Source organism: Acidovorax sp. LjRoot74 (genome assembly GCF_964254355.1).
In the GTDB taxonomy this organism is placed as follows: domain Bacteria; phylum Pseudomonadota; class Gammaproteobacteria; order Burkholderiales; family Burkholderiaceae_C; genus Acidovorax.
Map to the genome: position 1 here is coordinate 4,265,493 of NZ_CAXUTI020000001.1, position 25,146 is coordinate 4,290,638.

Annotated in this window: 21 protein-coding genes; 15 read left to right on the forward strand and 6 right to left on the reverse strand. The window is 67.0% G+C overall.

The genetic code is table 11. From position 1 onward, the window contains the following. Nucleotides 1–30 precede the first annotated feature (30 nt). Complete coding sequence (locus tag ACSQ3O_RS20355; RefSeq protein ID WP_436140273.1) at nt 31–1,245, reverse strand: alpha/beta hydrolase family protein; 1,215 nt, start codon at nt 1,243–1,245, stop codon at nt 31–33. A 247-nt stretch (nt 1,246–1,492) separates the two neighbouring features. Between ACSQ3O_RS20355 and ACSQ3O_RS20360 the strand changes: the two genes are divergently transcribed. The 7 genes from ACSQ3O_RS20360 to ACSQ3O_RS20390 all read left to right on the forward strand — a co-directional run bounded on the left by ACSQ3O_RS20360 (nt 1,493) and on the right by ACSQ3O_RS20390 (nt 10,867). Next, nucleotides 1,493–2,320 (forward strand): proteasome-type protease, encoded by an 828-nt coding sequence (locus tag ACSQ3O_RS20360; protein WP_137745203.1) that lies wholly within the window; start codon nt 1,493–1,495, stop codon nt 2,318–2,320. A 48-nt stretch (nt 2,321–2,368) separates the two neighbouring features. Next, nucleotides 2,369–3,190 (forward strand): alpha/beta fold hydrolase, encoded by an 822-nt coding sequence (locus tag ACSQ3O_RS20365; protein WP_137745204.1) that lies wholly within the window; start codon nt 2,369–2,371, stop codon nt 3,188–3,190. Between the two features lie 163 nt (nt 3,191–3,353). After that, the gene (locus tag ACSQ3O_RS20370) at nt 3,354–4,175 is read left to right on the forward strand and encodes a carotenoid biosynthesis protein (RefSeq protein ID WP_137745205.1); all 822 of its coding nucleotides are present in this window, start codon (nt 3,354–3,356) and stop codon (nt 4,173–4,175) included. Then, a complete protein-coding gene (locus ACSQ3O_RS20375) occupies nt 4,172–5,644 on the forward strand; it encodes an oxygenase MpaB family protein (protein WP_298458909.1) in 1,473 nt (490 codons plus the stop codon). The genes ACSQ3O_RS20370 and ACSQ3O_RS20375 overlap by 4 nt, the downstream gene beginning before the upstream one ends. 29 nt (nt 5,645–5,673) lie before the next feature. Next, complete coding sequence (locus tag ACSQ3O_RS20380; RefSeq protein ID WP_298458907.1) at nt 5,674–7,449, forward strand: diguanylate cyclase; 1,776 nt, start codon at nt 5,674–5,676, stop codon at nt 7,447–7,449. After that, the gene (locus ACSQ3O_RS20385) at nt 7,446–9,233 is read left to right on the forward strand and encodes a diguanylate cyclase domain-containing protein (protein ID WP_436140274.1); all 1,788 of its coding nucleotides are present in this window, start codon (nt 7,446–7,448) and stop codon (nt 9,231–9,233) included. The genes ACSQ3O_RS20380 and ACSQ3O_RS20385 overlap by 4 nt, the downstream gene beginning before the upstream one ends. A gap of 137 nt (nt 9,234–9,370) precedes the next feature. Next, on the forward strand, nt 9,371–10,867 hold the full coding sequence (locus ACSQ3O_RS20390; RefSeq protein ID WP_436140275.1) for an FAD-binding oxidoreductase: 1,497 nt from the start codon (nt 9,371–9,373) through the stop codon (nt 10,865–10,867). 31 nt (nt 10,868–10,898) lie between these two features. On the opposite strand, the gene ACSQ3O_RS20395 is transcribed toward ACSQ3O_RS20390, so the two are convergent. From ACSQ3O_RS20395 to ACSQ3O_RS20405, 3 genes are all read right to left on the reverse strand, one after another. Further along, on the reverse strand, nt 10,899–12,230 hold the full coding sequence (locus tag ACSQ3O_RS20395; RefSeq protein ID WP_137745359.1) for a diguanylate cyclase domain-containing protein: 1,332 nt from the start codon (nt 12,228–12,230) through the stop codon (nt 10,899–10,901). 173 nt (nt 12,231–12,403) lie between these two features. Next, on the reverse strand, nt 12,404–13,252 hold the full coding sequence (locus ACSQ3O_RS20400; protein ID WP_436140276.1) for a MipA/OmpV family protein: 849 nt from the start codon (nt 13,250–13,252) through the stop codon (nt 12,404–12,406). Nucleotides 13,253–13,262: 10 nt separating this feature from the next. Continuing rightward, a complete protein-coding gene (locus tag ACSQ3O_RS20405; protein ID WP_137745211.1) occupies nt 13,263–14,087 on the reverse strand; it encodes an undecaprenyl-diphosphate phosphatase in 825 nt (274 codons plus the stop codon). 229 nt (nt 14,088–14,316) lie between these two features. Between ACSQ3O_RS20405 and ACSQ3O_RS20410 the strand changes: the two genes are divergently transcribed. The 8 genes from ACSQ3O_RS20410 (at nt 14,317) to ACSQ3O_RS20445 (ending at nt 20,171) form a co-directional block, all read left to right on the forward strand. Then, nucleotides 14,317–14,727: a DUF2306 domain-containing protein gene (locus tag ACSQ3O_RS20410; protein ID WP_436140277.1), complete on the forward strand. Its 411-nt coding sequence runs from the start codon at nt 14,317–14,319 to the stop codon at nt 14,725–14,727. 36 nt (nt 14,728–14,763) lie between these two features. Beyond that, nucleotides 14,764–15,345 (forward strand): DUF6622 family protein, encoded by a 582-nt coding sequence (locus ACSQ3O_RS20415; RefSeq protein WP_436140278.1) that lies wholly within the window; start codon nt 14,764–14,766, stop codon nt 15,343–15,345. Nucleotides 15,346–15,386: 41 nt separating this feature from the next. Beyond that, nucleotides 15,387–15,680, forward strand: coding sequence for a 2TM domain-containing protein (locus tag ACSQ3O_RS20420; RefSeq protein WP_137745214.1), 294 nt, complete (start codon nt 15,387–15,389; stop codon nt 15,678–15,680). Between the two features lie 42 nt (nt 15,681–15,722). Next, entirely contained in the window at nt 15,723–16,778 is a 1,056-nt protein-coding gene (locus ACSQ3O_RS20425) for an alpha/beta hydrolase family protein (RefSeq protein WP_436140279.1), read from the forward strand. A 120-nt stretch (nt 16,779–16,898) separates the two neighbouring features. Continuing rightward, the gene (locus ACSQ3O_RS20430; protein WP_436140280.1) at nt 16,899–17,876 is read left to right on the forward strand and encodes an alpha/beta hydrolase; all 978 of its coding nucleotides are present in this window, start codon (nt 16,899–16,901) and stop codon (nt 17,874–17,876) included. Nucleotides 17,877–17,932: 56 nt separating this feature from the next. Beyond that, nucleotides 17,933–18,229 carry a 2TM domain-containing protein gene (locus ACSQ3O_RS20435; RefSeq protein ID WP_137745216.1) on the forward strand — a complete coding sequence of 99 codons (297 nt, stop codon included), beginning with the start codon at nt 17,933–17,935 and terminating at the stop codon, nt 18,227–18,229. Beyond that, nucleotides 18,226–19,314, forward strand: coding sequence for a sensor histidine kinase (locus ACSQ3O_RS20440; protein WP_137745217.1), 1,089 nt, complete (start codon nt 18,226–18,228; stop codon nt 19,312–19,314). The genes ACSQ3O_RS20435 and ACSQ3O_RS20440 overlap by 4 nt, the downstream gene beginning before the upstream one ends. Further along, nucleotides 19,311–20,171, forward strand: a complete 861-nt coding sequence (locus ACSQ3O_RS20445; RefSeq protein WP_436140281.1) for a LytR/AlgR family response regulator transcription factor — start codon at nt 19,311–19,313, stop codon at nt 20,169–20,171. Before ACSQ3O_RS20440 ends, ACSQ3O_RS20445 begins: the two co-directional genes overlap by 4 nt. 23 nt (nt 20,172–20,194) lie before the next feature. Here ACSQ3O_RS20445 and ACSQ3O_RS20450 read toward each other — a convergent pair whose 3' ends face one another. Then, complete coding sequence (locus ACSQ3O_RS20450) at nt 20,195–21,652, reverse strand: efflux transporter outer membrane subunit (RefSeq protein ID WP_436140282.1); 1,458 nt, start codon at nt 21,650–21,652, stop codon at nt 20,195–20,197. After that, nucleotides 21,649–24,816 carry an efflux RND transporter permease subunit gene (locus ACSQ3O_RS20455; RefSeq protein ID WP_436140283.1) on the reverse strand — a complete coding sequence of 1,056 codons (3,168 nt, stop codon included), beginning with the start codon at nt 24,814–24,816 and terminating at the stop codon, nt 21,649–21,651. The genes ACSQ3O_RS20450 and ACSQ3O_RS20455 overlap by 4 nt, the downstream gene beginning before the upstream one ends. Nucleotides 24,817–25,146: the final 330 nt, after the last annotated feature.

Genomic DNA, 25,146 nt, shown 5'->3' on the forward strand with positions numbered 1-25,146 from the left:
CACAGCACCCGCAGCGGAAACCGCTCCAACCTACAGATCCTGCGCCACCGGCGCCAGCTGCCCCAGCATGAAGGTGATGAACGGTGGCACACATGGCAGGTGCCCGGCGGGCTGAGCGCGGCAGTCGGTCAGGCTGACCAGGTCGCCTGCGCCCCGATCCTGCATGGCGCGGACCGTGGCGGCGGAGCTGGCATAGGGCACCGTGCGGTCGTCGCGACCGTGGTACAGGCGCACGGGCAGCTGGGGCTTCCAGTCGTAGACGTTGCTGATCTCCTCCAGGGCGCGCACATCGTCCGCCAAAAAACGGTCGATGAAGCGCGTGTCATAGGCCACGTCGGCATCGCCCGGAATGAGTGCGCGCAGCAGCAGGCGGCGTACCTCGCGCTGCACGCTGCCGCCCAGGTAGCGCAGGAAGCCGGGGTTGATCAGGGCGCCAATCACCGGCTGTTCTTGCCGCACCAGGTCCACCAGCCCATCCATGGTGGCCTGCACGTTGTAGGGCCCGGCGCCGGGCACCACCATGCGCAGCTGCTGCAGGTGGGGCGAGCCGCTGGCCTGCAGCGCACGGTGCGCAGCCATGGTCACGTAGCCACCTTCCGAGTAGCCCGTGAGGAAAAGCTGCCCGTTGTCCGCCACACCAGCCTGGTTGCGCCAGGTGCGGGCAGCGGTCAGAAAATCGACCGTGGCGGCGGCCGATGGGCCCGCCAGCAGGTAGGGGTGGGGCGTGCCCTTGGAGGCACCAAAGCCCACATAGTCGGGCGCGAGCACGATGTAGCCCAGCGAGGCCAGCACCACGGCCACTTCCGACGCCACGGCGTTGTTGCCAGGGGCCTCGGCATCTTTGAAGAGGGTGCCGTGCTGGTAGCTCAGCACCGGGCTTTTGGCGCCTGCAGCCTTGACGGGCACGCTCACCAGGCCCGAGGCACGCACCTCGCGGCCATCGGCGTCGGCGGTGAGGTATTCGAGCCGGTAGGAGGTGACGCCGTAGCGCGGCACCACGTCCTGGGCCAGCGACTCCTTGGCGGCAAGGGCGGCAGCGATCTCGCTGGCCGGGATGGCCCCGAGCAGGCGGGCGGACTCCAGCCGCCCCGAGCGCTCGGGCAGGATGGGCGGCACGGTGGGCGAGCCCCCATCGGCCGGGGCGCTGCTACCGCCCCCGCAGCCCGCAAGCCCCAACGCCAGGCACGCCCCCAGCACGGCGGCGCACACACGGCGGTTGCCCGCCAGCTTCCCCACAATCCACATGGTCCACCCCACCAGAAAGTTCAGCGCCGGATGATAGGACGGCAGGCCCCAACGTGCCCGAACGGTGTGGTTTGGCCCCTGAATCATGGCCAAAATTGCCGTCACCGCTCGACCATCAAGCAAAGTTTGCTATCAAATTAATAACAAACAAGTCTGCAGCCGGGCGCGTGGCAGCCCGCCCATCAGGGGCGGGGCACGCGCACGACTAAACTTGCGGGTTACCCACACCACGGACCCATTCCTGTTCATGACGTACTGCGTCGCCATCAAACTCAACGCCGGGCTGGTTTTCCTGTCCGATTCCCGCACCAATGCAGGCCTGGACCAGATCAGCTCGTTCCGCAAGATGATGGTCTATGAAAAGGCGGGCGACCGCTTCATGGTGCTGCTGTCGGCGGGCAATCTGTCTATTTCGCAATCGGTGCGCGAGATCCTCCAGAACGAGCAGATCAAGGACGGCGAGTCGGGCGAGGCCATCACGATCTGGAACGCCAAGAGCATGTTCGATGCCGCCCGCGTGCTGGGCGCTGCCGTGCGCCACGTGCATGAACGCGACGGCGCTGCGCTCAAGCGCTCGGGCGTGGACTTCAATGTGTCCATGGTGTTTGGCGGCCAGATCAAGGGCGAGGGCATGCGCCTGTTCCAGGTCTACTCGGCGGGCAACTTCATCGAGGCTACGTCCGAGACGCCGTACTTCCAGGTGGGCGAGTCCAAATACGGCAAGCCGGTGCTCGACCGCGTGCTCACGCCCGAGACCCCGCTGGACGAGGCCGCCAAATGTGCGCTGGTGTCCATGGACAGCACGCTCAAGTCCAACCTGTCGGTGGGCCTGCCCCTGGACCTGGTGGTCTACGAGGCCGACCGCTTTGCCACCGACAAGGTGGTCTGCATCGACGAGAACAACCCCTACTTCCGCATGCTGCACGACAGCTGGGGCCAGAAACTGCGCCAGGTGTTCGACAGCATCGAGGACCCAGCCTGGAGCGGTGGCGCCACCGAGGTGCCAATCATGGTGAGTCCCGCGCGCAGCAAGCCGCTCAAGAAGATCACGACCCACACCGACCGGCTCATCTAAGCCTTTCGGGCCGCCCTGCCCCTTGCCCTGCCGGTACGCCTTTTGCCCATGCTCCCCATCGTTTTTTCGCACGCCAACAGCTTTCCAGCGGGCACCTACCGCCTGCTGTTCAAGCTGCTCAAGGCCCGTGGTTTCCAGATCAGCGCGGTGGAGCGCTATGGCCATGACCCGCAGTATCCGGTGACCAACAACTGGCCCCATCTGGTGCAGCACCTGGCCGACTTTGCGACCGCCCAGGTAGAGCGGCTGGGGCAACCGGTGTTTCTGGTGGGGCATTCGCTGGGCGGTTTTCTGAGCGTGATGGCGGCGGCCCGCCACCCGGAATTGGTGCGCGGCGTGCTGCTGATCGACTCGCCGCTGATCGGCGGCTGGAAGGCCAACGTGGTCGGTGTGGCCAAGCGGGCCCAGGTGGTGGGCTCCATCTCGCCGGGGCGGGTGAGCCGCCAGCGCCGCTTCAGCTGGGCCAGCGACGAAGAGGCCCTGGAGCATTTCCGCAAGAAGAAGGCATTTGCCCGCTGGCACCCCGAGGTGTTACAGGACTACATCACCCACGGCCTGCAGGACCAGGACGGCAAACGCGTGCTGGGCTTTGACCGTGCGGTGGAAACCGCCATCTACAACACCCTGCCCCACAACCTGGGCCGCCTGCTCAGCGCCCACCCGCTGCAGTGCCCGGCCGCCTTCATCGGCGGGCGTGACTCCGAAGAGATGAAGCAGGTGGGCATGGCCATGACGCTGCGCATCACCGAGGGCCGCACCATGATGCTGGACGGCAGCCACCTGTTCCCCATGGAGCAGCCGCAGGCCACGGCGGCGGCCATCGAGGCCGCGCTGCTGAACCTGGCCTCGCTCACCCCCGCACAGGCTTGAGCCCCGGGCCCGCTGCCTGCGGGCCCTCCTATAGCACCAAAACCCCTGGTGCAGCGCCCCAAACAGCGCTGCTGAGACTGCCTTTGATCAGGGCAAACAGGGAGCACGGCGGTCTGGGCAATCCCCTACACTGGTGGAATTGTTACAGCGTGATACAGCCGACATGCCTGCACAGCCCTACTTCGCCTCGCGCCTGCCCGCGCTGAGCTACGTGCTCCTGGCGATCTACCTGGTCATCCTCGCGTTTCGCACCCACAACGACACCACCATCGCCCTGGTGATTGCCTCGGTGGTGATGTTTGCCTGCTGCTGGGCCAGCGCCACCCATTTGCTGGGTGCGCGTCCCGCGCTGCAGTTTGTGCTGATCGCCGTGAGCTTTGGCTGGTTTGCCGAGCAGATGGGCTCGTCGCACGGCTGGTTCTTTGGCCACTACACCTACACCGATGTGCTCGGCCCCCGCCTGGGCGATGTGCCCCTGGTGATCCCCCTGATGTGGTTTGCGCTGACCTATGCAGGGTATGTGATTGCCAACCTGATCGTCTGGCAAAGCCCGGTGGACGGCGCACGGGGCCTGGGCAATACCGTCATGCTGTCATTTCTGGCGGCGATGATCGTCACCGCATTTGACCTGGGCGCAGACCCTTACATGGTGTACACCCTCAAAGCCTGGATCATGACCAAAACCGATGGCGCCTGGTTTGGCGAGACGGTGCAGGGCTTTTTTGGCTGGGTGTTTGTCTCTTTTGTGATCCTTCTGGGCTTTCGCATGTCGGTCCGCACCCTGGCGATGCAACCCAGCAGCCCGTTTTTGCGCCACCATGCGCTGGTACCGCTTGCACTGTATGGGAGCAACATGGTGTTTCAGATGATTCTGGGCAACCCCGTGGAAATCCGCTCGATTGCCCCCTTTGCGATGGGCATCCCCCTGTTGTGCGCGCTGGCGGGCTACCAGCGCTGGGTTGCACCCGCCAAGGCCCCCGTATGAGCCAGAACACATTGCACACGCACCCCATTTCAGACGCCACGCTGGCGGGCATGGAGCACCACGCCGACCCGCTGGCCGACCAGACCATCGCCGACATCCTGGGCGACTGGCCCGCAGGGGATGTCGCGGTGGACGCCCCGCAATGGGCACGCATCGACACCGTGAACCGCCTGTTCGGGGAGTGGACGGACAACAAGAGCCTGGTGGGCTGGACCGCCCAGGGTGACGGTGTGGACGCCGCCATGTCCAAGGCGCTGAACCACTACGTGCAGACCGCACAGGTGCTGCCGTCCTGGGCCGATGCGAAAAAGATCGAACGCGCCGAGAAGCTCTTCATGGAGCACGGGGCACTGTCGTGCATCCTGCTGTTCTGCGCCAGCCTGCCCGAGTGTTATGTGATTCCCGATCTCTCCAGCGTGCTGCACACCTCGGGCCAGCTGGAGCAGAACGCCGAGTACCGCATCCGCTCCACGGCGGCGATGATCTTCCCGGTGATGATGCATGGCGGCCTGAGCCAGCGCGGCGCAGGCGTGGCGCAGGTGCTCAAGGTGCGGCTGATCCACGCCACCATCCGCAACCTGATCCTGCACGGCAGCCCGCAAAGTGCAGTGAAGCAGTTGGTGGCCGGCGGCAGCGGACATGTGCCCCCCCAGGCCCTGCCCACCGGGGGCGGGCGCCAGGCCATGTTCAAGACGCTGTACGCACGCGGCTGGAACCTGAAAGGCGACGGCCTGCCCTGCAACCAGGAGGAGCTGGCCTACACCTTGCTTACCTTTGGCTACGTGTTCCTGCGCAGCCTGCGCCGCCTGGGCATCGGTTTGCGCCCGGCCGAAGAAGAGGCCTACCTGCATGCCTGGAACGTGGTGGGCCACATCCTGGGCATCGACCGCGCCCTGATGGTGGACACCATGGACCAGGGCCAGGCCCTGATGGCCCGCATGCAGGCGCGGGGCCGCGCAGAACCAGTGCAGCCAGACCCTCGCCCCGCCCTGGGCCGGGCCTTGATGCAGACCATGGAGAACTCACTGCCCTGGAGCATTGTGAAGCCCTTCCCCGAACTCATGACCCGCTACCTGTGCGGGCGCGACACCGCCAACGACCTGGGCCTGACCCAGCCGGTGCCCTGGCCGTCTGCACTGCTGTTCTGGGGGGTGTTGCTGCTCGCACGGGCCCTTGATACGCTGCTGCGGATGGTGTTGCCACGTTTTTCCCTTGTGCGAACCCTCACCCGCATCCTGGGTTACCACTTCATGAGCCGTGTGCTGATGAGCCAGACCCGCCCCCTGCAACTGCCCACCGAACTGCTCAACCAGGTGGACGAGGTGGTGCACAGCTGGAGCGATGACCCCCACGCACCCGACTGGATCAACCGGATCGAAGACCGGTTGACCACGCATGGCAGCTGGAGCCCGGGGCTGGCTCGCACGGCGCAGACTGCGCGCTCCGCAGAGGCGCAGCAACCCGCCTAGCCGTAGTTGTTTCCACGCCGATGTACCCGATGCTCTGCGCCCTCCTGATGTTGGCCCGGCATTGGCACGCGCGTCGCGGCGTTGCGGCCACCCTGCTGTGGGTGATCGTGCCCATGGTGCTGCCCCTGGGCGTGCAGGCAGCCTCCCCCTTGGTGCTGACGCCTGACCGACCCCAGGTGGATGCCTGGGAGGCCGTCACGCTCAAGGCAGACCCGACCTACCAGCTCTCGGTGCAGGACATGCTGGGCCAGTTGCGGGCGTTCGATACGCCCGCCCAGCGGGGTGGGTCCATAGGCGTGCACAAGGCGGCGATGTGGCTGCACATCCCCATCATTGCGCCCGAGGCGCTGCGCACCCCCTGGGTGGTCAACATCGGCTACAGCTCGCTGCAGGCGGAGCTGTTCCTCGCCCGCGACGGCAAGGTGCTCCAGCAGGTCCGCAAAAAGGAAGGCAACCAGACACAACTGTCCAGCCGCACGCCAGCCATGGTGTTGGACCTGCAGCCCGGGCAACGCTATGACCTGCTCATACGGGTGCAGGCCACCGGTCCGCTGATCCTGCCCATCACGGTCAGCGAAATGCCCGTCTACCTGCACCAGTCCTTGGGCGAGCAGTTGCTGCAGGGCCTGCTCAATGGGCTGGCTTTGTGCCTGCTGGCCTACAGCCTTGTCCAGTGGGTCACGCAGCGCGACCGCATGTTCGCCTTTTATGCGCTGGTGGTGCTGGGCAGTATGGGCTTTTCGATGCAGTTTTTTGGCATTGGCCCTCAATATCTGTGGCCTGACAACCCGTGGATGAATCGGTATTCTGGCCCGGCGGCGGGGCTGATGGCCCTGGTCGGCTCGTTTCTCTTCCTGGGGCATATGCTGGCCGACAGCACGCAAAAAAGCCGCTATGCACGCACCATGCGCGCGGGCGCAGCCATCACTTCGGCGGTGTGCGGTGCCTTGCTGCTCGGTTGGCTGAGCGTACCCATCGCCATCGCATTCATGAGCCTGGCGGGCCCCCTGCCATCCATCATCAGCTTGCCCGCCGCCATCGCGCGCGTACGACAAAAAGACCCGATCGGCATGACGCTGCTGTTGGCCTGGATCGCTTTTGGCGTGGCCGCTGGCGTGATGGTGTGCCTGGTACAGGGCTGGGTGCCCGCGAACTTCTGGACGCTGCACTCGTTCCAGTTTGGCGCCACGCTGGACATGCTGCTGTTCTTCCGCGTGCTGGGCCTGCGCGCCCAGGCCGCCAAGGCACAGGCGCAAGAGGCCATGCGTGAGCGCGACCTGATGCAATCCCTGGCCAACACCGATCCGCTCACAGGCCTGAGCAACCGGCGCGGCCTTCAGCATGCCCTGCACACCGCACTGGCCCACTGTTCGCCACAGCGTCTGGTCGCGTTGTACCTCATGGATCTGGACGGTTTCAAGCCCGTCAATGACTCTCACGGCCACGATGTGGGCGACGAACTGCTGGTGGCCGTGGGCCAGCGGCTGCAAGCCAGCGTCCGCCAGCAGACCGATCTGGTCGCACGGTTGGGGGGTGACGAGTTCATCATCATGGCCTGCCACCTCGAAACGCCACAGCAGGCAGAGGATCTGGGCCGTGCATTGTTGCAAGCCGTCGATCAGCCGTTTTGCCTGGGCAATCTGCGCTTGAAAGTGGGCTTGACCATCGGTTACGCCCTGGCCCCCCTGGACAGCAACGACCCCCAGGGGCTGATCCGCCTGGCCGACGCCGCCATGTACGCGGGCAAGCAGGGGGGCAAGCGCTCGATCCGGCGCAACACTGGCACGTTGGCGCTGGCACCATGACACGAGCCCTTCGCCCCATGCCGAACCGGCCCTGGCTGCGGCTGCAGCACACCCTCTGGCTGGCGCTGCTGTGGGTGCTGATGGCCTGCACCGGCGCATGGGCCAACAGCCCCGTCTTGCAGCTCAACGATGAAAAGCGTGCCATCGACGCCTGGCCCTCCGTCAAGCTGCTGAGCGACCCCAGCCGCCAGCTTTCTGTGCGGGATGTGCTGCCGCTGGCCGACAAGTTCACCCCTCCATCCAGCGTGGGCGCCACGCTGGGCGTGCGGCCTGACGCAGTGTGGCTGCGCATCCCGTTCGAGGTGGCCTCCACCTCTGACGCCCAGTGGATTCTGGACATCAACCACTCCGACCTGAACCACATCGACATTTACCTCACGACCAGCGGGTACCTGGTCCAGCAAGCCACCCTGGGCAGCCTGCACCCTTATACGCAGCGCCCCTTGCAAAGCCGCTCCCACGCCATCCCGCTGAACCTGATGTCCGGGCTGCCGTACGAACTGCTGGTGCGTGTGGAGACCCGGGGCGCAATGATCCTGCCTATCTCTTTCTACAAGCCTGCGGCCATGCTCAGCAAGGCCGTCAACGAGCAGATGCTGCAGGGCGTCCTTACCGGCCTGGCCCTGTGCCTGCTGGTATATAGCCTGGGCCAGTGGCTGAGCCTGCGCGATCCACTTTTCATCTATTACGCGCTGCTCACCTCCGGCAGCCTGCTGTTCTCGATGCACCTGTTCGGTGTAGGCCGGCAGTTCCTCTGGAGCGACAGTCTCTGGCACGAAGTCCACATGGGGGGGATGTCGGCCTTGCTCGCCACCTGTGGCTCGTTCCTCTTCATCGGGCAGGCCCTGGCAGAGCCCGGATCCAGCAGCCGTTTCATGCGTTTCATGCGGGCCGGTGCCGTGTTGTGTGTGCTGCTGGCTGTGGCCTATGGGCTGGATGTGATCTCCACCCGCGCCATCGCAGCCATCGTGAGCATCCTGGGCCTGGTCCCGGCACTCATGGGCATCCCGGGCGCCGCGCGCCGCGCCATCCGGGGCGACGGAGTGGGCACCAGCCTGCTGCTGGCCTGGCTGGTTTACTTTGTGGCCACGGCCATCGTCATCGGCGTGATCAATGGCCGGGTGCCCGTGAATTTCTGGACCATGCACTCCTTCCAGTTCGGCGCCACGCTGGACATGCTGCTCTTCATGCGGGTGCTGGGTCTGCGCACGAAGGCCCTGCGGCTGGAGGCGCTGGATGCCAACCGCGAGCGCGACGTGATGCGCTCGCTGGCGCACACCGACCCATTGACCGGCCTGCCCAACCGGCGCGGGCTCAACATCGCGCTGGCATCGGCGCTCTCACGCTGCAGCCCAGAGCGGATGCTCGCGGTGTATGTGATGGACCTGGACGGCTTCAAGCCCGTCAATGACCAGCATGGACACGATGTGGGCGACGAGCTGCTGATTGCGGTGACCCGGCGCCTGCAGGGCCATGTGCGCCAGAGCGACCTGGTGGCGCGCCTGGGCGGGGATGAGTTCGTGGTGATGGCTGGGCAGCTGCACAGCCTGCAGCAGGCGCAGGAGCTGGGCCACAAACTGCTGGATGCGTTCCGCGCACCGTTCTCGCTGCAGAACGTGCGGGTGGAAGTGGGGCTGACCATTGGCTATGCGATTGCCCCCCACGACGGCAACGATGCCATCGGCCTGCTCAAGCTGGCCGATGCCGCCATGTACAGCGGCAAACAGGGCGGCAAGTTCTGCCTGCGGCGCAACACGGGCGACCTGGCACTGTCATCCACCTGACCAAGACGGGACCCGCAGCAGGCTGTCGGCCACATACGGCACGGCCCCAAAAAGCAACGCGGGCCATTTGCGGCTGGTCAATCCGGCGCTGATCCATTACACACGGGACTTCGTCTTTTCACGGAGGATCGTTCGCCATGGCCCATCGCAAAAGCCCTGCCCGCATTGCCAAAGACGCGCGTGTTGCGTACTTCCGCTCGCTGGCGGCCCCACAGGCCGCCGCCCTGAATGCAGCGGCCGCTCCTGGCCTGGCGCTGGCCTGGGACGCCATTGCCGCGCTGGAAGCCCGGCTGGTGGGCCGCATCGTGCTGCCCTCCAGCCCCGACTACAACGAGGCACGGCAGGAGTCCAACCCCGCCTTCCAGGCCTATCCCGAGATCATCGTTTACTGCGCCTGCGAGAACGACGTGCTGGAATGCCTGGCCGTGGCCCGCGCCTACAAGGTGTGGGTGGCCGTGCGCTGCGGGGGGCACAGCACGGCGGGGTATTCCGTCAACAGCGGCATGGTGGTGGACTTGAGCGACATGCAAGGCGTGGTGCTGGACCCGGTACGCGAGCGGGTGCATGTGCTGCCTGGCACCGACTTCGACCACTTCAACGGCGCGATGAACCACACCGGCTGGCATGTGCCCACCGGGGCCTGCGGCAGCGTGTGTGTGGGCGGGTTTGTACAGGGCGGGGGCTATGGCTACACCTCGCGGGCCTTCGGCATCCAGAGCGACCTGGTGGAGTCGTTCCGAGTGGCACTGGCCAACGGCACCATCATCACCGCCAGCGCCCAGGACCACCCCGACCTCTACTGGGCGATGCGGGGCGGCACGGGCGGCAACTTCGGTGTGCTGCTGCAGGTCACCTACCGCATGCACCGGCTTGACCAAGTGTGGGCCTGGGCCATCAGCTGGGACCAGGCCCATGCCGCCCAGGTGCTCACGCTGATGCAAAAGAGCTTCATGAAAACCGGTGCCCCCGATGCGCTGGGCTACATGATGAACCTGGGCTATCAGCAAGGTGTGCCGGTGTACATGGTGCAGGGCATGTTCTGCGGCACCCGCGAGGCCGGTCTGCAGGCCATAGCCCCCCTGCTCGCCATCCCCAGCGCCCAGCTGCTGGTGGACAAGACCGGCACCTACCCCGAAATGAACATCTGGCTCGAAGACCACCCCTACACCCTGCCCGACAACCTGCCGGACGGCGTGGCAGAGACCAAGGCCAGCGGCTACATCAGCACCCCGCTGTCGCCCGCCGACTGGCAGCGCATCATCGATTACTTCAAGACGTCGCCCAACCCCTGGTCCCTGGCTTACCTGGAGCCCTATGGTGGCGCCATCAACCGCTACCCGGTGGCCGACAGCGCCTTCATACACCGCCATGTGGATGCCGACCTCGTGGTGGATGTGTTCTGGACCAACGACGCAGAGCGCGCACAGATGGAGGCCTGGCTGGACGGCTTCATGCAGCTCGTGAGGCCCTTTCTGAACGGGCATGTCTACCAGAACTACCCGGACGCACGCCTGGCAGATTTTGCGAACGCCTACTGGGGCCTTGCCTATCCCCGGCTGCAGCAGGTCAAAGCCACCTACGACCCAACCAACTTCTTCCACTTCCAGCAGAGCATCCGGCTGCCCCAGGGATGAACACACCAGGCCGGAAGAGGCCCGGCCTGGCTCAGGACACCGCCTGCTGCGCGTAGTGCAGCCGCCCCTTGCCCGCGCGCTTGGCCGCATACATGGCCTGGTCCGCGCGGTTCATGAGGGCATCGATATCGCCCTCCATCGGGGGGTACATCGCCACGCCAATGCTGGCGCCGATGGACAGCTCGCGCCCATCCACGGCCATGGGCTGGTGCAGGGCCTCGATGATGCGGTGACCGATGGTGTCGATCACTTCGCGCGTGACCTCCTGGTCCAGCATGACCAGAAACTCATCGCCCCCCAGGCGCGCCAGGGTGTCGCCCGCGCGCACCGTGCTGGCGATGCGCTGGGCTACCGTGCGCAGCACCTCGTCCCCGGCGCGGTGGCCCTCGGCATCGTTCACGCGCTTGAAGCCATCCAGATCGATGAACAACAGCGCCACCGCCCCGGCGCTGTGGCGGGCCTGCAGCAGGGACTGCTCCAGACGCCCCTGGAACGCCGCGCGGTTGAGCAGCCCGGTCAGCGAGTCATGGTTGGCCAAGTAGTGCTGCTGGCGCGCAATCTGGATCTTGGCCGATACATCCTGCACCAGTGCCATGATGGAGGTCACCTGGCCGTCCTCGTCTGTCAGTGCCGAGTTGAACCACTCGCAATGCACCTCGGTCCCGTCACCGCGCACAAAGCTGGTCTCGGCGCGGTTCTGCGATTCTTCACCCGACTGCAGGCGCGACAGGGCCAGCTGCAGGCTGTCATCGACGAAAGCCGGGTCGAGCAGATCGGTCAGCAGACGCCCCTCCAGCCCCGCCACATGCAGCCAACCCATGAGCTGCACCGCCCGCTGCGAACAGTGCAGCAGCTGCAGCTTGTGGTCCATTTCCAGCACCGCCAACGGGCTGTTTTCCATGTGGGAGGACAGCCGCTGGTTGGCGGCACGCAGCGCGTTCATGGTCACCTGCAGCTCGTGCACATCCAGCGCCGTGGTGATGAAGCCGTCGATTTCGCCCTGGCTGTTGTGCCAGGGCGTGAGGCAAATGGTGCGCCACTCGTCAAAACCGTAGGGCGTGTGCAGCATGCGCTGGTACTGCACCCGCTCGCCCCGCAGCACGCGCTCCACAAAAGGCATGAAGCGGGCACAGTCCTGCTCGCCATACACCTCCACCAGCGTCTTGCCTACGAGGCGCTCCGGCGCTGTGCCAAACCAGCGCGCATATTCTTCGTTGACGTAGATCATGGCCAGGCTGCGGTCGATGACCGCCATGGTCGCTCCGGCACTGCGGGAGATCAGGTCCAGCAGCTCCGCCTTGGACCACGTTTGCTTCCGCGCGGCAGCGGAAGGCAGTGACAACTCTGGCTCGTCTTGCATCATGCGGAGAAAGCCCATCGGGGCATGGTCATCAACAGGAAGACTACAGCCCCAGGTGGCACGCAGCCGCCGGGGCACTGACAGCGGCCTGCAACGCGCGGCAGTGGGTTGCCGCAGCTTATCACTTTCGGTAACAGTTCCGCCTGCCCCCAGAGCAGCGGGCCATGCCCGGCACCTCAGCGGCAGCAGCGGTAGGCCAGCCCCACGGACACCGAATAACCCACGGGCTCCACCGTGAGGGGGCTGCGGCGCGCGTCCCCCTTGAGCTGCGACACCCGGGCCGCCCCCAGGATCACCCAGTGGCGGTTGATGGCGGACATCACCTCCACCCCACCATCCACGCTGTAGAGACCCGCACCCGGATCAAACGCAGGCAACGGGCTGGCACTGCCCGCAGGAACACCAAAATGCCCCCGGACGTAGGCGCTGTCACCAAAGCTGGCCCCCGCGCCCATGGTGACCTTGGTCTGCTCGGTGAGGGGCCAGGTGTAGCCCACACTGGTGGACAGCTGGGCACCGCCATCGCGGCCCAGAATGTCCTGCGACACCCCTGCCCCCACCGACCAGCGGTCTGTGACCGCGTACCCGGCGCTCAGCCGCGCGCGCAGCGTGGAACGCACCGATGGCAGGCCCACCAGGATGGGGGCATCGGAGCCATCGCGGCCCTTGTCGATGCGCAAGGCGGCGCTCAGGCTGAAGCGGTCGCTTTGCGCGAGGGTCGCGCTGGCGCCTGATTCGCGGGGAGTCCCCAGGCCGTGCCCCATGAAGGCGCTGCCGCGCGATGTGCTCAGGCGGAAACGCCCGTACTCCACCGCCCAGGCGGGCCGCAGGCTGCTCTTGCGGCCATCGCCCCCCGCATAGTCCGGGCCATTGCTGGCAATGGCCCCCAGCGCGTAGTGCAGCCTGGGCCCAGCCGGTTCGTCCGAGGCAGCCGTGTCTTGCGCCCATCCCGGCGACAAGGCAAACCCTGACGCCACGGCCAGGGCGCCAGCACGCAGAAAAATCAAACCCGTGGAGCAATGCATGGACGGATTATCAATCCGCCCACTGCACCCAACCCGTCCACGCTGTCACCAAAACAACGACCCCGAACACGATGCGGTAGTACGCAAACGGCACAAAGCTGTGGGTGCTGATGTAGCGCAACAGCCAGCGCACACACAGCCAGGCGCTGAGGAAGGAAAAGACCAGTCCCGTGAGGAACATCGGAAGGTCCGCCATGGACAGCAGCGCCCGCTCCTTGTAGAGGCTGTACACGCCCGCGCCGATGAGCGTAGGAATGGCCAGGAAGAAGGAGAAATCGGTGGCCGCCTGCCGCGACAGGCCCAGCAGCATGCCGCCGATGATGGTGGAGCCGCTGCGGCTGGTGCCGGGGATCATTGCCAGGCACTGCACCAGGCCCACCTTGAGCGCATCCAGCGGTGTCATTTCATCCACGCTCTGCACCCGCGTGGCGGAGGCCGGGCGGCGCTCCGCCCACAGGATGATGAAGCCCCCGATGATGAAGGTGCTGGCCACCACCACCGGTGTGAAAAGGTGCGCCTTGATGGCCTTGCCAAACAGCAGGCCCAGCACCACGGCGGGCAGAAACCCGATGAATACGTTGAGCGCAAACCGCTGCGCCTGGCGCTCGGTGGGCAGGGCCACCAGGGTCGAACGGATCTTCTGCCAGTACACCAGGATCACCGCAAAGATGGCGCCAGTCTGGATCGCAATGTCGAACACCTTGGCCTTGGCATCGTCGAAACCCAGCAAGGAACCCGCCAGGATCAGGTGCCCCGTGGAAGAAATCGGCAAAAACTCGGTCAGCCCCTCGACGACCCCCATGATGGCGGCCTTCACCAGCAATACAACGTCCACGCGCACTCCTTGCAAATAGGTGCGGGATTATCCGCCGGGGCGTGGTGGTGCAGCGGGCAGCAGGGCTCTCTCGCAGCCGTGCAACCTGCTTTCGCCCCCAAAACGCCGCGCAACTCACGCCGCGCCCGTGCATTTCGCGGCCCGGCGGCTGCATTTCGTCGCAACGCGCTGGCCGCTAGCGCAGGCCCCCGGCACAGTCCACCCCATCGAACGCGCCAGGAGCCCCACCATGCAAATCACCCCCGTCATCGCCATCCACCTTGCCGCCGCGCTGGCCGCCGTGGCCATCGGCCCCATCGCCCTGTGGGCCCGCCGGGGTACCACGCAGCGCCCCCGCCTGCACCGTGCGGCCGGGTATGCCTGGGTCACCCTGATGGTGGCCACTGCCGTGTCCGCCATCTTCATCACCGGCGGCCCCGGCCCACGCTGGGGCAGTTTTGGGCTGATCCACCTGCTGATCCCGGTCACGCTGGGCATGCTGGTGATGGCCTTTGTCTACCTGGCCCGCCGCAACATCGTCGGCCACCGCAAGACCATGCAGCAGATCTACATCGGTGCCTGCGTGGTGGCCGGTGGCTTCACCCTGCTGCCCGATCGCTTCCTGGGCCACTCGCTGTGGTCTGCACTGGGCGTGATCTGACCCCTCCTTCAACCCCTTATCTCCTCAGGACACCCCATGCTTGCCAACCTGCTGATCCAACAACCCCAGATGCTGGGCGCCATCATCCAAAACACCCCGTACTGGGTTTGGGCACTGCTCGCCGGCCTGCTGGCGCTGGGATCCAGCCAGCTGCTGGACCGCCACGTTGGCCTGACGCGGGCCCTGGCCATGCCGCTGGCCATGACGGGCCTGTCGGTCTACGGCCTGGTGTCTGCCTTTGGCGGCGCAGGCCAGGCAGGCACTGCGATAGCTGCCTGGCTCGTGGCGGCTGGCGCCATCACCGGGCTGGCGCTGTGGCTTCAGCCTGCAGCCCCCAGCGGCACGCTGTACGCCGCCAGCTCGCGCAGCTTCTTCATTCCGGGCAGTGCCATGCCCCTGGCGTTGATACTCGGCATCTTCCTGACCAAGTACTTCGTGGGCGTGGAGCTGGCCTTGCAGCCCGCACTGGCCCGCGACGGCAGCTTTGCCCTGCAGATTGCCGTGCTGTACGGCGTCTTCAACGGCCTGTTTGCTGCCCGGGCGCTGCGCCTGTGGAGCCTGGTGCGCCGCAGCGCCGCCTTCGCCACCACACCGGCGGCTTCGTCTGCATCGGCCTGAGTCGCCTTGCGCTACCCCAACCCTTACGAAAGCCTCTTGCCATGTCGCACCACCACCTGATCACCGACCCTCTGGAACGCCTGGCCCGCCGCCGTGCCGGAGCCAAGCTGGGCTGGTACCTCCATGCCGGGGTCTACCTCTTCGTCAACCTGCTGCTGGCCGTGCTGTCGATGAGCAGCGGACACCACTGGGCCGTGTTCCCCGCCGTGGGCTGGGGCATCGGCCTGGCCATCCACGGTGTGGTGGTGTTTGTGCTGGCAGGCAGCAGCGGCCTGCACGAACGCATGGTGCAGGCCGAGCGCGACCGCGTGGCGCAGCAAGGCCCACGCTCCTAAAAAAGCGCTCCGTACAGCCCCAGCTTACGCAAAAGGAACCCCATGAAGCTGCTCCAGCGCCTGACCCTCGCCCTGCTGACCCTGGGCGCCGCCGCCACCTGCCAGGCGGGCACTGGCCTGATGGAGTTGCCCGGTTTGCCAGGAGACGGCCCCGTCACCGTGTTCTACCCTAGCAGCGGGGCGGACGCGCCCGTGCAGCGGGGCCCCTTCCAGCTGCAGCTGGCCTGGCAGGCGCCCCCCGTGCAGGGCAATGGCCGCCTTGTGGTCATCACCCACGGCTCGGGCGGCAACCCGTGGGTGCACACCGACCTGGCACGCGCGATGGTGGCAGCGGGCTTTGTCGTTGCGCTGCCCGAACACGCAGGGGACAACTCCCGGGACCCGTCCACGCCCGGCCCCGAGAGCTGGAAGCGCCGCCCTGCCGAGGTCTCCCGCGCCATCGATGCCGTGGCCCGGGACACCCGCCTGGCCCCGCTGCTCGCACTGGACAAGGTGGGCGTCTTTGGCGGCTCCGCCGGTGGCCACACCGCGCTGACGCTGGCAGGCGGCGCCTGGTCGCCCACGCGCTTTCGCCAGCACTGCGAGGCCCACATTGCCGATGACTTTTCCTCCTGCGTCGGCTTCATCACACGCCTGCATGGCAACCTGCTGGATGGCCTGAAAAAATGGCTGGCACTGGCCGTGATACGCCACCGCTTCAACGACGACACCGCCTACACACACGAGGACCCTCGCATCCAGGCCGCCGTGGCCAGCGTGCCTTTTGCGGCCGACTTCGATATGGCCACCCTTGCCCACCCACGCATCGCACTCGGGCTGGTCACGGCGGGGCTGGATGTGAATCAGGTGCCACAGTTTCACAGCAGCGCCGTGCTCGCCGCCTGCCAGGACCGCTGCACCCATGTGGCCCGCTTGCCGGGCGCCAGCCATGGCGCCATGCTGTCGCCCATGCCACCGCTGCACCTGCTCAACGACGTGCAGACCGCGCTGCTGGGCGACCCGCCCGGCTTTGACCGCAAGGTGCTGCCCGAGGTAGATGCGCGCATCGTGGACTTCTTTGCCCAGCACCTTCAGCCGCTACCAGCCCCCCAGCGCTGAACCGCCAGCAGGTGGCGCCCTGGCCACCATCCACCGTATGCTCCCCATCACCACGGCCAGCCCGGTCCGCCCGCCTCCATGACGCCCACCCGCACACCCCAGCCCCACCGCCGTTACACCATGTTGATCGCAGCCCTCCTCCTGACCGCCGCCATCGCTGGGCTTGCCGCCGCCATTGCCTGGGGCGGCCCCAAAGACATCCCGCCGCTGGCCAGCATCAACAACCCGTTCAAGGATGTGGACTACAGCAACGTGCCCCCGGCCCAGCGCTACACGGCACGCGATGGCACATCGCTCGCCTGGCACGGCTACACCCCTGCGGGAGGCACAGGGGGCACGGGTGCCTCGGCCAGCGCCCCCCTGCGCCGGGTGGTACTGGTGCACGGGTCTTCCGCACGGGGGCAGTCCAACCATGTGCTGGCACAGGCGCTGGCGGCTGCAGGTTACGCCGTGGCCTCCCTGGACATGCGGGGGCATGGCGAGTCCGGCCCCCGGGGCCAGGCCGCCTATATCGGTCAGATGGAAGACGACATCGAGGACTTTTTGCGCGCCGTGCCCCACGTGGGCCCGCAAACGCTGATGGGCTTTTCGGCAGGCGGCGGGTTTGCGCTGCGTTTTGCGGGCAGCGCGCGGCAGGGCCTTTTTGACCGCTACGTGCTGCTGTCACCTTTCCTGCACCACAACGCACCTACATCGCGGCCGGACAGCGGCGGCTGGGTCTCGGTGGGCCTGCCGCGCATGATTGCCGTCACGCTGATCAACCAGGTCGGCATCACCCGGTGGAACCACCTGCCCGTGCTGAGCTTTGCGCTGAACGACGTGGCCCGCGAGCTGCTCACACCCTACTACTCCTACACCGTGGCCACCAACTTTCGCCCCCACAACGACTACCAGGCCGACATCCGCAATGCCCGGGGCACCGTCTGCATCGTGGCCGGGCAGGACGACGAGTTGTTCTACGCCGATCGCTTTGCCGACCTGTTTGCCCAGGCAGGCAAGCCCGCGCCCGTCACCCTGGTGCCGGGCGTGAACCACATCGGGCTGACGCTGGATGCGCAGGCCGTGGCCACAGTGGCGCGGCAGGCCTGCCCTGCGTAGCAAGCCGCCGTGCCCCCTAAAATTCTGACCACCTTGCCCCACGCCCCTTTGCCGCCATGCCAACTCCCCTGAGCCCCGAAGAACTGGACACGCTGGCCCGCCGCCGCGCCAACGCCAAGCTGGGCTGGTACCTGCACGCGGTGGCCTTTGTGCTGGTCAACGCGCTGATCTTTGCCATGTCGCGCTATGCGTTTGGCACACGCCCCTGGTCGGTGTACCCCCTGCTGGGCTGGGGGCTGGGGCTGGTGCTGCATGGCGTGTCGGTGTTTTTGCTGGGCACCGGCAGCGGCCTGCGCGAGCGCATGGTGCAGCGTGAGCGCGAGGCCCTGCAGCGCCGCCACGACCGATCATGAAGCTGCGCCAAGACTTCAACGGGGTCAGCAAGCTGCGGCACTACCTGCAGGTGGTGGCCTTCACGCTGGCCGTGGCCACGCTCCAGTACGCCTTCATGCCCGACAAGCCCTACGGGCCACCGGTGGTGTATTCGGTGCTGATCGGCACCTTCACCTGGGCCATCATCGACCTGGGGCGCGAGGTGATGCCCTCTGCCGCAGAGACTGGCTGGCCGCATGGCTGGCGAGGCGTTGCGCTGGTGGTGGTGGGCATCGTCGTCGGCTACCTGGCGGGCACCTTGCTGGCCGATACGCTGTGTGTGCACTACTTTCACTTCTACCCGGCGGGTGCATCGCTGTCCGGTGCAGACCAGCGCACCTCCATCCTCATCACGGCCATTGCCGGGCTGGTGGGCACGTTCTACTTCTACGCTGTCAACAAGTCGGCCTATCTGGAAGGCAAGATGGCCGAGGCGCGCATGCACGCCACCGAGGCGCGCCTGAAACTGCTGGAAACCCAGCTCGAACCCCACATGCTGTTTAACACTCTGGCCAACCTGCGCGTGCTCATCGGCACCGACCCGGCCCGCGCGCAGGACATGCTGGACCGCATGATTGCCTACCTGCGCGCCACGCTCAGCGCATCGCGCAGCACCCAGCACCCACTGGAGAACGAGTTTGACCGCCTGCGCGACTACCTGGAGCTGATGGCCGTGCGCATGGGCCCGCGCCTGGCCTACACGCTGGACCTGCCCGATGCGCTGCGCGAGGTGCCTGTGCCCCCGCTGCTGCTGCAGCCCCTGGTCGAGAACGCGATCCGCCACGGGCTGGAGCCCCAGGTGGAGGGCGGGCACGTCACCGTGCGCGCCACCACGCGGCCTGGCGGCAGCGGCCCCCAGCTGGTGCTGGAAGTGATCGACACCGGCGTGGGCCTGCCGCAGCAGCTGCCCGCCTCCGGCCCCGGGCAGAGCTTTGGCCTGGCCCAGGCGCGCGAGCGGCTGGCCACCTTGCACGGCACCGCAGGCACTCTTGAATTGATAGCTGAAAAAGTAGGTGGGACGCGCGCAAGCATCACTTTTCCCTTAAAAAATTCGCCCACACCATGACGCTGCCCGCCCCCCGTGCCCTGATTGCCGAAGACGAACCCCTGCTGGCTGCCGCCCTGCGCCAGGAGCTGGCCCGCGCCTGGCCCTCGCTGGAGATCGTGGCCACCGTGGGCGACGGGCTCTCGGCCGTGCAGCAGGCCCTGGCACTGCAGCCCGATGTGCTGTTCTTCGACATCCGCATGCCCGGCCTGAGCGGGCTGGACGCCGCCGTGGAGCTGGCCGACGCCTGGCCTGCCGACACGCCCTTCCCGGCCCTGGTGTTTGCCACGGCCTACGACCAGTACGCCGTGCAGGCCTTTGATGCCCAGGCCGTGGACTACCTGCTCAAACCCATCGATGCCCGCCGCCTGGCGCGCACCGTGGCCAAGGTACAGGACCTGCTCGCACAGCGCCAGCCCGCCCCTGCCCCCGCAGCAGCCGTGGCGCCCCCCGCGCTGGAAGCGACCATGGCCCAATTGCGCGCACTGCTGCAAGCGCCGGGCCTGGGTGCCAGCGCAGCACCACCGCCTTTGCAGCCCGCGCAACCCGCCACGCGGCTGAGCGTGATCCAAGCCAGCCATGGCACGCAGATCCACATGGTGCCGGTGGCAGAGGTGGTGTACTTCGAGGCGGCCGACAAGTACGTGCGGGTGTTGACCACCGAGCGTGAGTACCTGATCCGCACCGCGCTCAAGGAGCTGATCGAGCAGCTCGACCCGCAGGAGTTCTGGCAGGTGCACCGCAGCACCCTGGTGCGCGCCACGGCCATTGCCACCGTCACGCGCGACGAGGCAGGCAAGCAGCACCTGAGTCTGCGCGGGCGGCCCGAGCGCCTGCCGGTGAGCCGCCTCTACGCGCACCTGTTCAAGGCGATGTAGCTGCGCCCCTTTTCAAGCGAGCTTCACGCGGGCGGCAGCGCCTCCCAGCGCCCGGCCACATTCTTCAGCAGCGCATTCACCGCCGTCAGGCGGCGGCCCTTCACGTCGATCAGGCTGCGCTGCGACGACAGCACGGTGGTCTGGGCCGCGAGCACATTCAGGTAGCCCACGGTGCCCGCACGGTACTGGTTCTCCACCACGTCCAGCGCACGCTGCGCGGCGGCGGTGGCCTCGCGCTGCAGTTGCTCCTCTTGCGCCAGGGCGGCGGCGGCCGTGAGGTTGTCCTCCACCTCCTGCAGCGCGGTCAGCACCGTCTGGCGGTAGGCGGCCGTGACTTGCGCGTGGTTGGCACGGGCTGTCTCCACCGCCGCACTGCGCGCGCCGCCGTCAAAAATCGACGCCGCCAGCGCAGGCCCCAGCGACCAGAACAGGTTGGGCGCGCTGAACAGGTCCGCGAGCGGTGCCCCCCGGTAACCCCCCGCTGCCGACAGCGTGAGCGTGGGGAAATACGCCGCGCGCGCCACGCCAATCTGCGCGTTGGCAGCCGCCACGCGGCGCTCGGCCGCCGCAATGTCGGGCCGGCGCTGCAGCAGGTCGGACGGCAGGGCCTGGGGCACGTCCGCCGGTGCGGGCAGCGTGGCCGTGGGCTCCAGAGCAAAGGCGGCAGGCGCCTGCCCCAGCAGCGCGGCCAGCGCGTGCTCCAGCTGGGTGCGCGTAGTTTGCGCCTCCAGCAGCTGCGCCTGGGTGGACTTGTACTGCACCTCGGCCTGCGCCACATCGGCGCTGGAGGCCACACCCGCCGCCTGGCGGTTGCGCGTCAGCTCCCAGCTCTTGTTGTAGGCCTTCAGCGTTTCGGCCAGCAGGGCGCTCTGCGCCTCGGCTGCACGCAAAGAAAAATAGGTCTGCGCCACGGCGGCCTGCAGCGACAGGCGGGCAGCAGCCAGGTCGTCGGCACTGGCCTGGGCGCTGGCCTGCGCGGCGCTCACCCCGGCCGACACGCGCCCCCACAGGTCCAGTTCCCAGCTGGCAGACAGGCCCAGCGAATGGCTGGTGCTGATGCGTGCGGTGCTGCTACCGTCGGCCAACTGCGTGCCGCTGCGCGCACGGCTACTGCTGGCATTGGCCCCCACCGTGGGCAAGGCGGCTGCACCACTGCTGGTCACGGCCGCCTGGGCCGCGCGCAGCCGGGCAGCGCTTTGCGCCAGTGTCGGGCTGTTGGCATCGGCCTGCTGTTGCAGGCGGTCCAGCACGGCGTCGCCATACGCCGTCCACCATGCCTCGGGCAAGGCCGGGGCGGTCTGCGTTTGTGCGGGCTTCCAGATGCCCTGGGCCTGGGCCGCAGCCTGTTCTTTGTAGGCCCCTGGGATGTCCATGCCCGGGCGCTCATAGGGCGGCGTCTGTGCGCAGCCTGCCAGCCACAGGCCGCTGGCCAGCACCACCGGCCAGGCGGCGTGGCGCGAAAAAATGGGAGGAGAGGTCATCCGTCGTTTCCTTGCAATACCGCCGGGGCCACAGCTGCGGCGCCCGCTTGCTTGCGGCGCCGTCCCACGGCGCGCAGCACCCGCGCACGCAGCCGGTCCAGCGCCACATACATCACCGGCGTGGTGTAGAGCGTGAGCAGCTGGCTCACCAGCAGGCCGCCCACAATCGCAATGCCCAGCGGCTGGCGTAGCTCGGCCCCATCGCCCCGGCCCAGGGCCAGTGGCAACGCCCCAAAAATGGCAGCCACCGTGGTCATGAGGATGGGACGCAGGCGCAGGTTGCAGGCACGGTAGATGGCCTGCGCTGCCGTAACAGGCGCCCCGCCCTGCTGGCGCTGCCGTGTGAGCGCAAAGTCGATCATCAAGATCGCGTTCTTTTTCACGATGCCGATCAGCAGGATCACCCCAATGAGCGCGATGAGCGAGAACTCGGTCTTGAACAGCATCAGCGCCAGCAACGCCCCCACGCCCGCCGACGGCAGCGTGGACAAGATGGTGACCGGGTGCACCAGGCTTTCATACAACATGCCCAGCACCAGATAGATGGTGATCATGGCCGCCAGGATCAGCAGCGGCTGCCCCGCCAGCGCCGACTGGAAAGCCCCGGCCGTGCCACTGAAGGTGCCCCGCACGGCCACGGGCACGCCCAGCTCGGCCACGGCGTTGTTCACCGCCTCGGTGGCCTGCGACAGCGACACGCCCGGCGCCAGGCTGAAGCTGATGCTGCTGGCGGGCGTGCCCCGGTCGTGGTTGACCGACAGCGGCGTGTTGGTGGTGGTGATGCGCGCAAACGCCGTGAGCGGGATCTGTTGCCCCTGGCTGTTGACGAAGAAGAAGCCGCGCAACGTTTCAGGGCTTTGCAGGAAGCGCGGCGCGGCCTCCATCACCACGCGGTACTGGTTGAGCGGGTTGTAGATCACCCCCACCTGGCGCTGGCCGAAGGCATTGTTGAGCGTGGAATCGATCTGCGCCATGGTCAGCCCCAGGCGCGTGACGGCATCGCGGTCGATGACCAGCGAGGTCTGCAGGCCATAGTCCTGCACGTCGCTGTTCACGTCCTCCAGTTCGGGCAGCTGGCTCAGCACCTGCCGCACACGCGGCTCCCAGGTGCGCAGGTCGCCAATCTCGTCGGCCTGCAGCGTGTAGTCGAACGATGCGCCGCTGCTTTGCCGCCCGCCAATGCGCACATCGCGCTGCGGCGACATGAACAGGCGCGCGCCCGGCTCGTTCTTGAGCTGCTCGCGCAGCCGCGCAATGACCGCATCCGAACTCTCCTGCCCCGGCCCGCGCTTGAGGGTCATGAACAGGGCCGCAGCGTTGCGCTGCCAGCCGCCGGTGAAGCCGGTCACATGCTCCACAGCCGGGTCGGCCTGCACGATGGCCAGAAAACGCTGCAGCCGCTGCTCCATCGCCTGGTACGACGTGGCCTGGTCGGCCCGGATGAAGCCCGAGATGCGCCCGGTGTCCTGCTCGGGCATGAAGCCTTTGTCGATGGCGGTGTAGAGGTATACGTTGAGCCCCACCACACAGACCAGGGCCAGCAGGGCCACCGGCTGGTGGCGCAGGCACCAGGCCAGGCTGCGGCGGTACAGGCGCATGCCCTGCACCTGGACGCGGTCCACCCAGCGACTCAGCCAGCGGCCCACCGCCCCCCCCCAGCCACTGCGCCGCACAGGGGCCAGGTGGTGGGGCTTGAGCAACGCCGCGCACATCATGGGCGTGGTGGTGAGCGACACCACCATCGACACCAGGATGGCCGAGGACATGACGATGGCGAACTCGCGGAAGAACCGCCCGACGATGCCGCCCATGAAGAGGATGGGCACGAACACTGCAATCAGCGAGATGCTCATCGACACCACGGTGAAGCCGATCTCACGCGCGCCGTCGAGCGACGCCCGCAGCGCGGTCTTGCCGCGCTCCATGTGGCGCATGATGTTCTCCAGCACCACGATGGCATCGTCCACCACAAAACCCGTGGCCACCGTGAGCGCCATGAGCGAGAGGTTGTCGAGGGTGTAGCCCGCCAGGTACATCACGCCAAACGTGCCCGCCAGGGACACCGGCACCGCCACGCTGGGGATGAGCGTGGCGCGCCCGTTGCGCAGGAAAAGAAACACCACCAGCACCACCAGCCCCACGGCGATCAGCAGCGCGCGCTCCACCTCCTTGACCGAGGCGCGCAGCGTGGGTGTGCGGTCGGAGACGATTTCAATATCGATGGCCGCCGGAATGGAGGCCTTGAGTGCAGGCAGCAGCGATCGCACCCGCTCCACGGCTTCGAGGATGTTGGCACCTGGCTGCTTGTATACCTGCAGCAGGATGGCGGGCTTGCCATTGGCCACGCCAAAGTTGCGCACGTCCTGCACCGAGTCCACCACTTCGGCCACGTCCTGCAGCCGCACGGCCTGGCCGTCCTTCCAGCGCAGCACCAGCGGCGCGTAGTCGGCCGCCACACGTGCCTGGTCGTTGGTGGCCACCTGCCAGTAGTGGTCTTCCCGCTCCACGGCACCCAGCGGGCGGTTGGCATTGGTGGTGACGATGGCGCTGCGCACCTGCTCCAGAGAGATGCCGTTGGACGCGAGCCGTACCGGGTCCAGCTCCACGCGCACAGCGGGCAGCGCACCGCCACTCACGGTGGCCTGGCCCACGCCCTCTACCTGCGAGAGCTTTTGCGCCAGCACCGTGGAGGCCGCGTCGTACATCTGCCCGCGTGTGAGCAGGTCGGACGTGAGCGCCAGGATCACGATGGGCGAATCGGCCGGGTTGACCTTGCGGTAAGTCGGGTTGCTGGGCATGCCCGTGGGCAGCAGCGTGCGAGCAGCGTTGATGGCGGCCTGTACATCGCGCGCGGCGCTGTCCACGTTGCGGTCCAGGTCGAACTGCAGCGTGATGGAGGTGCTGCCCAGGATGGAGCGCGAGGTGATCTCGGTGACGCCCGCGATCGCGCCCAGCGACCGCTCCAGCGGCGTGGCGACGGTGGCGGCCATGGTGTCTGGGCTGGCGCCGGGCAGGCTGGCGCTGACCGAGATGGTGGGGTAGTCCACCTGCGGTAGCGGGGCCACGGGCAGCAAAAAGTACGACACCGCACCGGCCAGGGCCAGGCCCAGGGTGAGGAGCATGGTGCCGATGGGGCGGTGGATGAAGGGGGTGGAGAGGCTCATGGTTGGGCCTCTTTTTTTAGGTTTTTGGGGGCTCTTCCGCGCGTTGGTATTGCCTTGTTAGCTATTGTTTTTGTAGTTACTTGCGTGGTTTTGCCAAGGGCGGGGGCCGGGGTGTGCGCCCGGCGGCGCAGTGGCTTTCTTTTGCTTCGCCAAAAGAAAGTCACCAAAGAAAAGGCGACCCTACAGGCTGCGTCCCTTCGCTTCGCTGCGGGCAACCTGCGGTGCTCGCGTCCAGCGGGGTCTCGCTCCAACTCGCTTCGCTCAAACAATCGCGAGCCCTGATCCGCTGGCCGCTGCGCTCCTCGGCGCATCCTGAAGGGAACCCGGGGT